Below are 13,276 nucleotides of genomic sequence, written 5' to 3'. Positions count from 1 at the left end.
CTTATCAGTTTTCTGTTGTCCTATCGTTATAATCAAAATAAACAAGGTATGAAAACACCGGTAAAAGTTATCTATTCATTTGTATTCCTGCTATTTATTGCAGGATTGTGTTCTTCCTTTGAAAAGGAGAAATCTGCTGCTGTGAGATTTTCTTTTCCGTATAAGCAGGCCGGACTGGATGAACGGCAGGCAGCTGCACATCTTTTAAGCAGGTTTACTTATGGGGCCAGGGCCGAGGACATTGATGAGGTTGTTAAAACTGGCCTGGAAAAATGGTTTCAACAGCAATTGGATGGGAAGCTTAAAGACGATTCCTTAAACAGGATGTTAAATCAGTACGAAGATATTAACCTGAGCAATACGGAAGTGGAGAACAAATATCCGCGTCCGGGTCAGGCTGTCCGCATGGCTGTTAAGGATGGGATCATCGATAAAGACTCAGTGAATAAGGCTGATGGCAAGGAATACCGGCAGAAGATAAAAGCTTTTATGGATTCCAAAGGATATAAACCGCAGCAGGAGCTGTACCGCCAGTTTTTTAACCAAAAAATATTAAGGGCTGCTTACACCAACAACCAGTTGCATGAATTGCTGACCGATTTCTGGTTCAATCATTTCAATGTTTCTTTAACAAAAAACCAAAGTGCTTCTTTTATTCCCGCCTATGAACGGGATGTGATCAGGCCAAATGTAACAGGTAAGTTTGAAACGCTGTTGCTGGCTACGGCAAAATCTCCTGCAATGCTGATGTACCTGGATAATTTTTCGAGCAGCGGGCAGCAGGTTGCCGATAATGATGGCATGCAAATGCAGATGGGAGAAATGCAGACCATTAAAAATCGCCAGGCTGCAAGGGCAAAACTAATGGCAAATTCTCCTGCTTTCAAAAAACAGCAGCAGAAAAAGAAACAAGGGGGGCTGAATGAAAATTATGCCCGTGAGGTAATGGAACTGCATACCTTAGGTGTAGATGGAGGATATACGCAAAGCGATGTAACCCAGGCAGCAAGAGTTTTAACGGGCTGGACCATTGCACCAATGGGTGATAACGGATATGGTTCTGCTGCAAAAAACCTGTTGAACAGGGTAGACGAAAATACACTTGAAAAAAGAGGCTTTGTACATGAGGGTGATTTTCTTTTTATACCTAACCGCCATGACAATGGAGAAAAGGTAGTTTTAGGAAAGCGCTTTCCGGCACATGGTGGATATGAAGAAGGGGTAACATTACTATCCATGCTTGCCCATCACCCTTCTACTGCGAAGTTCATTTCTAAAAAGCTCGCTACACGGTTTGTGAACGATAATCCTTCGCCGGCGCTGGTGGACAGAATGGCCGGGACCTTTACGAAAACTGATGGCGACATTAAGCAGGTGATGATTGCTATGGTAACAGCTCCGGAATTCTGGGGCAAGGATGCATTGAGAGAAAAAACAAAATCGCCATTTGAACTGGCCATTAGTGCTGTACGCAGTTTGGATGCCAAAATTACACAACCCTATCAACTGTATACCTGGATCAATAAAATGGGGCAGCGTATGTATTATTACCAGGCCCCAACAGGTTTTCCGGACAGGGGACAATACTGGATCAATACCGGTTCTTTGTTAAACAGGATGAACTTTGGCCTGGCCCTGGCTACACAACGTATACCAGGTATCAAAATTAACCTGGCTTCACTAAATAACAACCATGAGCCTGAAAGTGCGGATGCGGCCCTGCTTATTTACAGTAAGCTCATTATGCCGGAACGTAACCTGGATGAGACGGTAAAACGGTTAAAACCAATGTTAAATGATCCTGATCTGGTGAATAAAGTGGAAACTGCTGCTGCTAAGGCTGCACCGCCCCAGGTTGTGGAAACAAACATGGCAAGTTCTGATTCCGGAATGATGAATCAGGAAGATAAGGCGGGGGCTAAAGTAGCCAACAGGGGATTTGGTAAGAAGGCAAATAAGATTGCAACTGCTGCAGGCAACAATACCATGCTGGCACAGGTAGTAGGGGTAATTATCGGATCACCTGAATTTCAACGTAAATAAACCTTAAAATATATCATCATGACTTCAAGAAGAGGATTTATAAAAGCAGGGGGACTGGCCTTATTTGGAATTGGATTGGGCGGGATCCCGGGGTTTTTGGCAGAAGCGGTTGCCAGTACAAAAGCACCGGGTTTGTTTAAAAGAAAAAAAATACTTGTTTGCATTTTTCAGCGTGGGGCAATGGATGGGCTGATGGCTGTAACCCCATTTACAGATCAATACCTTAGGGCAGCAAGGCCAACATTGTTTATGGATGCTGCAAGAGGTAATGGAAAGCGCACTCCGCTGATTGATCTGGATGGCCGTTTTGGTTTGCACCCCTCTATGGCTGCATTTGAAAAAGTGTTCAGGGAAAAAAGAATGGCTATTGTACATGGCATCGGTTCACCAAATACTACCCGCTCGCATTTTGATGCACAGGATTTTATGGAATCGGGTACACCTTTCAGAAAGGGTACAGATAGCGGCTGGTTAAACCGTGCCGTAGGCTTACTGGGACATGAAGCGGCCACACCATTTCAGGGGGTGAGTTTAACCTCGTCACTGCCAAGGTCATTTTATGGTGATAATCCGGCGGTGGCCATCAGTAATCTACAGGATTTTAACATCCAGCTGCGTGGAAATGTGAAGGGGGCCAATATGGCAGCTAAAAGCTTTGAAGACTTATATGATACCACTTCGTCTGGTTTGTTAAAAGAAACCGGTAAAGAGAGTTTTGATGCGATAAAAATGCTTCAAAAGGTGGATACCAAGAATTACTCTCCTTCAAACAACGCCATATATCCAAATACAGCATTGGGCAATTCATTAAAACAAATTGCCCAGTTGATTAAAATGGATGTTGGGATGGAGGTTGCTTTTGCTGAATCTGGTGGCTGGGATACCCACTTTAATCAGGGTGCAGAAACCGGGATTTTTGCAAGAAATGTGAACGACCTGAGTAATAGTATAATGGCGTTCTGGACTGATATGGGAACTTATCAGGATGATGTTACAGTAATGACCATGACCGAGTTTGGCCGTACGGTAAAACAGAACGGGACTGGGGGAACAGACCATGGCAGGGGATCCTGTAACTTTATTTTGGGGAACGGGGTGAGCGGCGGCCTGGTGCATGGTTTGGTAAACCCGCTGGCAGTTGAGAACCTGGAAGATGGGCGTGATCTGGCCGTTACTACAGATTTTAGAAGTGTTTTTAGCGAAGTAGCGGATAAGCACCTGAACATCAATAACGATAAGGTGCTTTTTCCGGACTGGGATGGTAACAAAATTGGTGTAATGCGCTAGCTTATTTCCTGGTATTCATTTTATCGCTATTTTTACAAAGTGAAAAGAGTTATTTTATCCTTGCTGGTGGCGATGGGGATTGCCTCATGTAATCAAAAAAATGTTAAAACAACAGCCACCGGAAATGAGGCCGAAGGTATGGCTATAAAAACGGATTCCAGTTGCTGCAATGCCAATCTGCCTAAAAGGTTTGGATCGATTGGTGCAATTGATTCTTTGGGTGCAAAGGATCCGAAGGCAAAAGCTTCGCATGAAGGGATGAAATTTATTCCGGCCGGAAGTTTTGCAATGGGTGCTGCGGACAATGAAGGCCGGCCCGATGAATATCCTGCACATGAAGTGGTGATGGATGGCTTTTGGATTGATGAAACAGAAGTAACGAATGCACAATTTGCGCGTTTTGTAAAGGCTACGGGTTATGTAACGCAGGCCGAACGCAAACCAGACTGGGAAGAGCTGAAAAAACAACTACCGCCAGGCACACCCAAACCTGCTGACGAGTTGTTACAGCCTGCATCTTTAACCTTTTCAAAACCCACCAAGCGTGTAAACCTCAATGATGTTTCTCAATGGTGGCGCTGGACAGCCGGAGCCAGCTGGAAACATCCTCAAGGCCCTAAAAGTAGTATTGTGGGTAAAGACAATTATCCAGTTACTCAGGTTTCCTGGATAGATGCTTCTGCGTATGCCAAATGGGCGGGTAAACGCCTGCCTACTGAAGCGGAGTGGGAATATGCTGCCAGAGGTGGCCTGCAGCGTAAAAAGTATCCATGGGGCGATGAAAGCCTGGATAAGGGAAAAGTTAAGGCGAATACCTGGCAGGGTGAATTTCCTTATACAGACTTAAAAACAGATGGTTTTTCAAGTACAGCCCCTGTAAAATCTTTCGCTGCAAATGGCTATGGCCTTTACGACATGTCTGGGAATGTATGGGAATGGACCGCAGACTGGTATACCGCCGACTATTACAGGGGCCTGAAGGGAAAAGTAAATAATCCGAAAGGACCAGCCGAAAGCTACGATGCCGATGAACCTACCATTCCTAAGAAAATTATCAGGGGCGGTTCGTTTATGTGCCACTCTTCTTATTGCAAGGGATATAGGGTAAGCTCAAAAATGAAGTCCTCTATGGACACAGGCCTGGAGAATACCGGTTTCAGGTGTGTAGCTAACTAAAAATTTACCTGGTTACTTTTGCTGTTCTCATGTATCTGGAAAACCGGAGTGGAAAGAAGCGCTTAAACCAGACACCTTTTATTTCTTTACCACCAATATATACCTCTTCTTTCTGCTGCTGAACAGCCTGAACGATTTGCCTTGCACATTCTTCAGGTAACATGCCGTTTTCCTGACCACTATCCATCGTACCTTGTGGACTGCCATTGGCTGTCAGGGCATTTATGGAGACCTGAGTTTTGATGAAGCCCGGGCATACGATAGTGATCTGTATGTTCTTGTCGAATACTTCTGAACGCAATGAGTCGAAATATCCATGCAGGGCATGTTTGGAGGCCGAATAGGCTGACCTTAAACGTGTGCCAAACTTTCCTACAAGACTGCTGATACAAACGATCTTTCCACCACCATGGGCAATCATGTTTTTGATGACAGCCTTGCTTAATATAACGGTTCCCCAGAAGTTTACGTTCATTAACCGTTGTTCTGTCTGCATTTCTGTGGTTAATGCCAGGCTTCTTTGACTAATGCCTCCACTGTTGATCAGCAGGTCGATGTGTCCGTAAATCCGTATGGCTTCTTCAGCTTTGCTCTCGAGAGCAGCGGTGTTTTCCAGATCTAAAGGCAGTACATGGATATTCACCGGACTTTTGCAGGCGTTTTTAACCCTATATAGTTCGTCGCGATTGCGTGAGGATAAGATCAGCTTTGCGCCCATTTTATCATAGGCATATACGAGGGCTTCTCCAATACCGGATGATGCGCCGGTAATCCAGACAACTTTGTTCTTCATGTTTTCTAAATTGGTGGTTAAAGATGGTCATCTTGTATCAGAAATAATTCAGATGCGATGTGATCAGCAAATAATTTACCTTCCTGTGTCAGAATCAGTTGTTGGTTTTGGTTTATGAGCCATTGTTTTTCTATAAAAGGTTGTATGCTTTTTAGGGTGCCGGTTAAAAATTCCTTTCCAAAATCTGCCATGATCTTTTGCAGACTGGTGCCCCAGACGGTACGGAGAGAAGTCATGATGTATTCATTAAATCTGTCGTATGTACTCAATTCCTCAATTGTTTCGGCCAGGTTTCCTGCCTGTAAGGCACTTAAATAAGCAGCATTGTTTGCTATGTTAAGGTAGCGGTTCTGCCCATCAAAACCATGCGCAGCAGGGCCGATACCCAGGTAAGGTACACCGCGCCAGTAATTGGTATTGTGCACCGCATATTTGCCCGGCTGACTAAAATTGGAGATTTCGTAATGTTCAAATCCCCCCTCTTTTAATTTGTTGATCAGGGTAAGGAACTGGGCAGCACTTTGTTCTTCATTAACGGGAACCTGTTTCCCCTTTTTAATGGCACTGGCCAAGGCAGTCCTGGGTTCAACGGTAAGCGAATAGGCTGAAATGTGCGGGGTTTGGAACTCAATCGCTTTTTGGATGTTTCGCTGCCATTTATTATCGGTCAGTAAAGGGTAGCCGTAAATGAGATCAATGCTCAGGTTTTCAAAACCGGCATCCTGACTACGTTTGATACAATCTTCAGCTTCCTTGGCACTATGTGCCCGGTTCATCCAGATCAGGTCTTCTTCAAAAAAAGACTGGATGCCGATGCTGAACCGGTTTACAGGGAGCTGTCTCAGTTCAGTGATTTTTTTGGCATCCAGATCGTCAGGATTAGCTTCAATGGTAATTTCTGCCTCAGAAGAGATCGAGAAATGCCGGGTTAGGGTATGAAAAATCTTTTCGAACGATCTGGCCGGAAGCACCGAAGGAGTTCCCCCACCAAAATAAATACTGCCCACCTGTCCGGTTATCCTGTCCTGTTTTTTAATGATCTCTGTACATATCGCATCAGTCATTTCATCTATATATTTTAAAGAAGTGCTGAAATGAAAATCACAATAGGTACAGGCTTTTTTGCAGAATGGGATGTGGATATAAATTCCGGACATGGGACAAAGATAATAAAAGTAAAACTGTAGATGACCATAAGGATACCCTTCATACTGATGATACAGATGATTGGAAAAAAAGCAATGGTGAATTAATGCCGGAATAAGCTATTTTTGCGTTAATGATTTTAATGCGGATTGTTTTATTTGTTGTTATATTTTTTGGAACAAACTTTAGCCCGGTGCTGGCCCAGGAAGGTATTGCTCTGCCTGATACCACGGTTGCGGTTAAAAAATATTATACACAAAGAATAGTTAAGGATTCTGCCTATTTTGCAAGACAGAAATTTGTAACGGATTCAATCCTGATGCACACCTGGATCATACCAGATTCTTTACTGGATAAAAATATCATCATAGACAGTATTTTAAAGGCAAATACTTATGGCCGGTCAGGTCTGTTTACACGGTATAGGGAGTTTGAATCAAAGGTTAATGTAAACCCGTATCATACGGGTACACCAGTCCCTAAAGGAAATTTATGGGTACTTGGGGTAATTGCATTGTTGCTGGTTTTGTTCGCCTCATTAAAAGTTTCCTTTTCCAAACAGCTGCAAACGATAGTTCAATCTTTTTTCAGCAACCGGATATTGAATAATTTAAATAAGGAGGATAATCTGTTTACTTCCTGGCCATTTTTACTCTTGTTTGTGCAGTTTGGTTTTACAATAGGAATGTTTTTTTACCTGGTTACCCAATATTATCATCTCTCATTTTCTGACAGTGGATTCCGTTTTTATATAAGCATATCTGTTTTGATTGTACTGCTGTATGTATTAAAAATCGTTTTGCTGCGCTTACTGGGATATCTTTTCAGCATCCAGAAAGCGATAAACGAATATGTTTCTATATTATATTTAAGTTATTTTAATATCGCATTAATGTTTATACCTCTGGTGATCGCTTTTGCCTTATCTCCTTTAAAGTATGGACCTTATTATATTGCTATTTCATTTATTCTGTTAATTATTGTATTTGTTTTTCAATTTATTAGAGCGGGAGTAAATATTTTATCTCATTATCGGTTTTCAAAAGTATATTTATTTTTGTACTTTTGTGCCCTCGAAATCTGCCCTATATTAATATTAATCAAGGCGATAGGATTATAAAAGCGGTAATTAGGTAAAATGCAAGAAATGACAGACGATAGGTTACGTAAAGTGAAAAGTATATTGGTAACCTTACCAAAGCCAGAAACAGAGAAGTCTCCTTATTTTGATTTGGCAAAGAAGTACAACCTGAAAATTGATTTTAGATCATTTATTCATGTTGAGGGGGTCCCAGCGAGAGATTTCAGAAAAGACAAAATTACTTTAAGTGATTTTACTGCCGTAGTATTTACCAGCAGGAATGCAGTTGATCATTTTTTCAGGATCTGTGAAGAAATGAGGTATGATGTTCCCGCTGATCTGAAATACTTTTGTATTTCGGAGTCAACGGCCTTATACCTGCAGAAATATATTCAATATAGAAAACGCAAGATCTTTTTTGGTAAACAGACTGCGGCAGATTTAGCTGAAGTGCTGAAAAAACATGCAGATGAAAAATTCCTTTATCCTTGCTCTGATGTTGCAACTGAAGACACAATGAATTTTTTACAGAAAAATGGGTACGATTTTACACCGGCAGTTCTGTTTAGGACAGTAGTGTCTGATCTTTCTGATCTTGCTGAAGTTTTTTACGATATTATTGCTTTCTTCAGTCCTTCAAGTATACAGTCGCTGTATACAAATTTCCCCGATTTTAAACAAAATAACACTCGAATTGCCGCCTTTGGGGTAAATACCCATAAAGCGGTTAAAGATGCCGGGTTAATTGTGGACATAGCAGCTCCTTCACCGGAAGCGCCTTCTATGATTATGGCAATTGAGAATTATATAAAAAAATCGAACAAATAAAGTTTCTCTGTTAGCTAATAGTTTAAAATTTTTCTTAAAAATATTCATCTTGGCAATAAAAATGCCAGACTTTAGTTTATTTTTATTTTAAGTCACATTTTTATGACTTAATAATTGTTTATATCAATCAAAATTGATAAAATTGTTATAAAATTGCTTGACGCTATATATGAGAAACGTATACTTTGTTGCTTTTATTACTATCGCTGCATTATTTTCGAGTTGTGGAAAAGGAGGACAGGGGGAGTTGGTTGGAGTTTATAATAGGAAATTCAGGAACAACAGAATCCCTTTGGGAATGGTATATATCCCGCCTGGAAGGACTTTAATTGGGATGTCTGATGAGGATATTAACAATACGCAAAGCTCTCCTGCCAGGATGACTTCTTTTAGTGCTTTTTTTATGGATCAGACTGAAATTACAAATGCTGAATACAGGCAGTTTGTATATTGGGTGAGAGATTCCGTTGCGGTAACTTCGTTAGGCCCGTCTGGGGCTCCTACATATTTTAAACCGGCCCCTACGGGACCAGGTGGTGGGGCTGCCCTGGGTGCAAACAGAAATATAGACTGGAGAAAGATCGGTAATGGGTCTGCACTGTGGAGCAAAAAAAATAATGGATTAGGGAATAAGCTGACCGATATGTATTATAGTGGTGCAGATGCCCTGCCTGGGAGAGATGAGATTGACATCAGGAAATTAAGGTATGCTTACAGTTATGTAAGCTCCGATCTTGCCGTTGAGGGCAGGAAGGACCCATCCAAAAAGAGACAGGATTTTATCATTACTTATACGGACAATCCAGATCCAAGTAATCCAAACCATCATCCTTCTGTTCCTGTTTATCCTGATACTTTGGTGTGGAAAGTGGACTACTCTTATTCTCAGAATGATCCAATGGTTAAAACCTATTTTAACCATCCATCATATGATGACTATCCGGTTGTTGGGGTAACCTGGGAACAGGCCAGTGCTTTTTGCGTATGGCGTACCCGTTTTTATGAATCGGTTGCTGTATCCAGGAAACAGCCGATTAATGCCAGACCAGAATATCAACTGCCAAGTGAGGCTCAGTTTGAATACGCCGCCAGGGGAGGTAATGTAAAAACCAAATACCCATGGGGTGGCCCTTATGTACGCAATACAAAAGGATGTATGCAGGCAAACTTTAAGGTTGGCCGTGGAAATTATTCAGATGATGGTGGACTGTACACGGTAAACGTAAAGTCTTATTTTCCTAACGATTATGGTCTTTATAATATGGCTGGTAATGTTTCGGAATGGACAATAACAGCCTACAACCAATCTGCAGCCCCTATGCTGCTTGATTTTAACCCTAACTTTACTTATGTAGCCAAAACCGGTGACAGTAAATACATGAAACGTAAAGTAGTAAGGGGCGGATCATGGAAAGATATTGGCTTCTTCCTCCAAAATTCAGTGGGTACTTATGAGTACCAGGACCAGGCCAGATCTTATATAGGCTTCAGGTGTGTTTCTGCATATCCTGGAACTGACATCACTTACAGAAACTAAAAAACTAAAAATAAAATCTTAATCCTTTATTAACGAAGACAATGGCAGCAAAGAAAAAATTCGATTGGTTACATGTGGCAATATCCTGGGGAGCCAGTATTGTAATTTTAGGTGCATTATTTAAAATATTACATATTGGTGGTGCATTGGGTAACTACGCGATTGGTATAGGTTTGGGTGTTGAGGCTTGTTTGTTCTTCCTGACGGGTTTCAGACAACCAGAACAGGAACTTCCATGGGAGCGGGTATACCCAGAACTGAGTGCAGATTTTAGCGGTGAATTGCCTAAATCATCGGCAAGACCTGTTGCAGCTGCTGCAGGTTTTTCTTCTACTGCAGCATTGGATAAAATGCTGGTAGATGCTAAGATTGGGCCTGAACTGATTGAAAGTCTGGGTACTGGTCTCCGCACATTTGGGGATAAGGTTGTGGCAATTTCGAATGTTGCAGATGCTTCATCGGCTACCAACGAATTTACAGGGAAGCTAAAAACAGCTTCTGCAAGTTTTGATACGCTGAACGGTGCTTTTGAGAAAGCTACTTCACAGCTGGTAGAAATGGGGAACAGTAATACAGCTTCTACAGCTTATCACGACCAGGTAAATGCGCTTGCCAAAAATCTGTCGGCTTTAAATGCCGTCTATGAACTGGAACTCCAGGATTCAAGTGCACATTTGAAATCGATGAACAAGTTTTATCAGAACTTATCATTGACAATGAATAATTTCAATGAATCTATGGAAGACTCAAAACAATTTAAGGAGGAGGTTGGTAAACTTGCCAAGAATTTATCCTCATTAAATGCCATTTATGGCAATATGCTGTCTGCCATGAACCAGCCACGTGTATAATTAGTAATCAATTAGTTATTATTTAACCAAACAGACCTAATTAAAAATGGCCGGAGGAAAAGAGACAACGAGGCAGAAGATGATCAATATCATGTATTTGGTATTGTTGGCTATGCTTGCTTTAAACGTATCAGATACTATACTTAATGCTTTCAAAAACATTAATGACAGTTTGGTTACGTCTAAAACTAATGTAAATACAAGCATTGACCAGTTATTCTCATCGTTTCAGAATACAAAATTAAAGGATGAACCAGCAAGGGCCCAACCGATATGGGAAAAGGCCAATAAGGCTAAAGCTTATGCTGATGAACTGAACAGTTATGTTCAGCAATTGAAAGATAAATTTGTTACAGCTGGTGAGGGAATTAATGAGGAAACAGGCGATATAAAACTGCGGGAAAATATGGACATTGCCCAGGGAATTATGATAAACCAAAAGGAAGGGTTTAAGTTGAAAGCCAAAATTAATGAGACCCGTGAAAAGCTGATTGACTTATTGGACGAAAAGGATCGTGCTGGTGTAACCTTTTCTTTGGAAGCAAAGGATGCTGTAAAACAGGTAAATGGAAAAAAGGAGTGGGTAGACATTAATTTTGGTGAAGGAACCCCATTAACTGCTGCCAATACAATATTAAGCAAGATCCAGTCGGATGTAAAAAATGCTGAAGCCGAAGTAGTTAAGAAACTGTTTGGCAATATGGACAAGGCTTTGGTTAACCTGGATCAGTTTGATGCTGTTGCAGTAGCCCCAAGTTCGTACGTGATACAAGGTCAGCCTTATACTGCACAGGTATTTTTAACTGCAAGTGATTCCAGGTCCAACCCTGTTATTACTGTTAACGGAAGTTCGCTGGCTGTTAAAGATGGCAAGGGAACTTATACAGGTGGTACAGGAAGCGTTGGTGTTTTTAAATGGTCGGGTGTAATTAGGGTGAAACAAACAGATGGTCAGGTAAAGGAGTACAAAACTCCTGAACAAAGCTATCAGGTGGCCAAGCCTTCGGCAACAGTTTCGCCAGATAAGATGAACGTAATTTATGCCGGAATTGCCAATCCTTTTTCTGTTTCGGCAGCAGGCTTTGCTTTGGAAAGTGTGAATGCAAGCATCTCAGGCGGATCAATAAAAAAAGTTGGAAGCGGCCAGTATTCAGTGATGGTTGGTGGGGATCAGGTTGGCAAGACCTTAAGCATCAATGTTTCTGCAAGTAACGGGGGAAAGTCATTAAACCTGGGGTCGCAGCAGTTCAGGGTTAAAGCATTGCCTACACCAAGGGCCTATATTAAAGGTAAGTCAGGTGGGAATGTTCCTCTGGAATGGATTGAGGGAGCTGGTGCTATTGAAACGCAACTGGAAGATTTTGTATTTGATGTGAAATTTAGGGTGGTACGCTTTTCGGCTACTTTTATTAATCCACGTTCAGATGCTGTTACCATTGCAAACAACGGCGGTGGTTTTGGCGGACAAATAAAAGGGGCTTTAAACTCAATTAAGCCGGGTGCTACCATTATATTTAAAGATATTGTATGTGAAGGACCAGATGGAAGACAAAAAGTTTTAGATGGTATTACATTTGTAGCTAAATAATAGAATATGAAGAACATTGTAGGTATTATCGTATTTCTGTTGCTGAGTGTAAGTGCTTTTGCGCAGGTAAACAATACAGCAGCACCTGTGGATTCTGCTAAGAAGGCGAGGTTGAAGATAAAAACCCCGCCAAAGGACGGATATTCGGTTAGAACAGATGTGGATAGTGCTGTAATGGTTCCTTATGCAGATGTAAGGGAAGAAGATGTTTACTATGCAAAACGTATATGGCGTGAAATTGACTTGAGGGATACCATAAATTCTGTACTGAAAGCAGAAGATGCCAAATTGATTGATATATTGCTGGAGGCCGTAGGGAATGAAGAGCTTACCGTATATTCTCCAAAGGATACCACCTCGGGTAAAATCCTGGAAGATAACGATTCATTTAAGATTGCACTTACTGCCCAACAGGCTTTGCAAGGGGCGAGAGGGGTAACAGAAGGTGTAGCAGATTCGGTAACCGGTAAAATTGCAGAACCAAAACTGAGAAAACTAAGATCTGATGAGTTTTTAAAATTCAGGATCAAAGAAGATTGGATCTTGGATACCAAGCGCTCTATCTTTGAACCAAGAATAGTAGGTTTGGCTCCTATGAAGATGGTAGAGGGGAACTGGCAGCCGGTATTCTGGATCTATTATGACGATGCAAGGGAATTATTGAGTAAAAAGCGTCTGGTTAACCCCCTTAACGATGCTTCACAACTTACCTTTGACGATTTTTTTGTAAGGCGTTTATTTTCAAGTTACGTAGTAAAAGAAACAAACCCCGCAAATAAGAATATAGTGGATATTTTGGGCCAGACAGATCCTAAGGACACCAGAAAACTATATGAGTCTGAGCGAATCAAAAAATCCATTTCAGATTATGAGCAAAGTTTATGGGAATATTAATTTTTGTTTTTCATTAGATAAAATAAAAGCCTCAATGCATTACATTGAGGCT

General features: G+C 41.4%; 11 protein-coding genes. 9 read left to right on the top strand and 2 right to left on the bottom strand.

From position 1 onward, the window contains the following. Positions 1–48: 48 nt before the first annotated feature. The 3 genes from HDC92_RS17635 to HDC92_RS17625 are packed head-to-tail and all read left to right on the top strand — an operon-like array spanning position 49 to position 4,506. Complete coding sequence (locus tag HDC92_RS17635; protein ID WP_183876414.1) at positions 49–2,043, top strand: DUF1800 domain-containing protein; 1,995 nt, start codon at positions 49–51, stop codon at positions 2,041–2,043. Between the two features lie 18 nt (positions 2,044–2,061). Then, positions 2,062–3,330 (top strand): DUF1501 domain-containing protein, encoded by a 1,269-nt coding sequence (locus tag HDC92_RS17630; protein WP_012780554.1) that lies wholly within the window; start codon positions 2,062–2,064, stop codon positions 3,328–3,330. A 39-nt stretch (positions 3,331–3,369) separates the two neighbouring features. After that, positions 3,370–4,506 (top strand): formylglycine-generating enzyme family protein, encoded by a 1,137-nt coding sequence (locus HDC92_RS17625; protein ID WP_317618101.1) that lies wholly within the window; start codon positions 3,370–3,372, stop codon positions 4,504–4,506. Between the two features lie 4 nt (positions 4,507–4,510). On the opposite strand, the gene HDC92_RS17620 is transcribed toward HDC92_RS17625, so the two are convergent. Both HDC92_RS17620 and hemW read right to left on the bottom strand, forming a co-directional pair. Further along, the gene (locus HDC92_RS17620) at positions 4,511–5,299 is read right to left on the bottom strand and encodes an SDR family oxidoreductase (protein WP_012780556.1); all 789 of its coding nucleotides are present in this window, start codon (positions 5,297–5,299) and stop codon (positions 4,511–4,513) included. A 17-nt stretch (positions 5,300–5,316) separates the two neighbouring features. Further along, positions 5,317–6,456 carry a radical SAM family heme chaperone HemW gene (hemW, locus tag HDC92_RS17615; protein WP_012780557.1) on the bottom strand — a complete coding sequence of 380 codons (1,140 nt, stop codon included), beginning with the start codon at positions 6,454–6,456 and terminating at the stop codon, positions 5,317–5,319. A 122-nt stretch (positions 6,457–6,578) separates the two neighbouring features. Between hemW and HDC92_RS17610 the strand changes: the two genes are divergently transcribed. From HDC92_RS17610 to gldN, 6 genes are all read left to right on the top strand, one after another. Further along, positions 6,579–7,565, top strand: a complete 987-nt coding sequence (locus HDC92_RS17610) for a DUF4271 domain-containing protein (RefSeq protein WP_012780558.1) — start codon at positions 6,579–6,581, stop codon at positions 7,563–7,565. 18 nt (positions 7,566–7,583) lie between these two features. After that, complete coding sequence (locus HDC92_RS17605; protein ID WP_012780559.1) at positions 7,584–8,354, top strand: uroporphyrinogen-III synthase; 771 nt, start codon at positions 7,584–7,586, stop codon at positions 8,352–8,354. A gap of 169 nt (positions 8,355–8,523) precedes the next feature. Beyond that, positions 8,524–9,891 carry a gliding motility-associated lipoprotein gene (locus HDC92_RS17600; protein WP_012780560.1) on the top strand — a complete coding sequence of 456 codons (1,368 nt, stop codon included), beginning with the start codon at positions 8,524–8,526 and terminating at the stop codon, positions 9,889–9,891. 41 nt (positions 9,892–9,932) lie between these two features. Then, positions 9,933–10,742 carry a gliding motility protein GldL gene (gene gldL / locus HDC92_RS17595; RefSeq protein ID WP_183876412.1) on the top strand — a complete coding sequence of 270 codons (810 nt, stop codon included), beginning with the start codon at positions 9,933–9,935 and terminating at the stop codon, positions 10,740–10,742. 46 nt (positions 10,743–10,788) lie between these two features. After that, the gene (gene gldM, locus HDC92_RS17590) at positions 10,789–12,330 is read left to right on the top strand and encodes a gliding motility protein GldM (protein WP_012780562.1); all 1,542 of its coding nucleotides are present in this window, start codon (positions 10,789–10,791) and stop codon (positions 12,328–12,330) included. A gap of 6 nt (positions 12,331–12,336) precedes the next feature. Then, positions 12,337–13,224, top strand: a complete 888-nt coding sequence (gene gldN, locus HDC92_RS17585; protein ID WP_012780563.1) for a gliding motility protein GldN — start codon at positions 12,337–12,339, stop codon at positions 13,222–13,224. The last annotated feature ends 52 nt before the right edge of the window (positions 13,225–13,276 follow it).

The sequence above is a fragment of the Pedobacter sp. AK017 genome (assembly GCF_014200825.1).
Taxonomy (GTDB): Bacteria; Bacteroidota; Bacteroidia; order Sphingobacteriales; family Sphingobacteriaceae; genus Pedobacter; species Pedobacter heparinus.
Note: the sequence above shows the minus strand (reverse complement) of the source record. Positions and strands in the feature narration are given on the sequence as shown.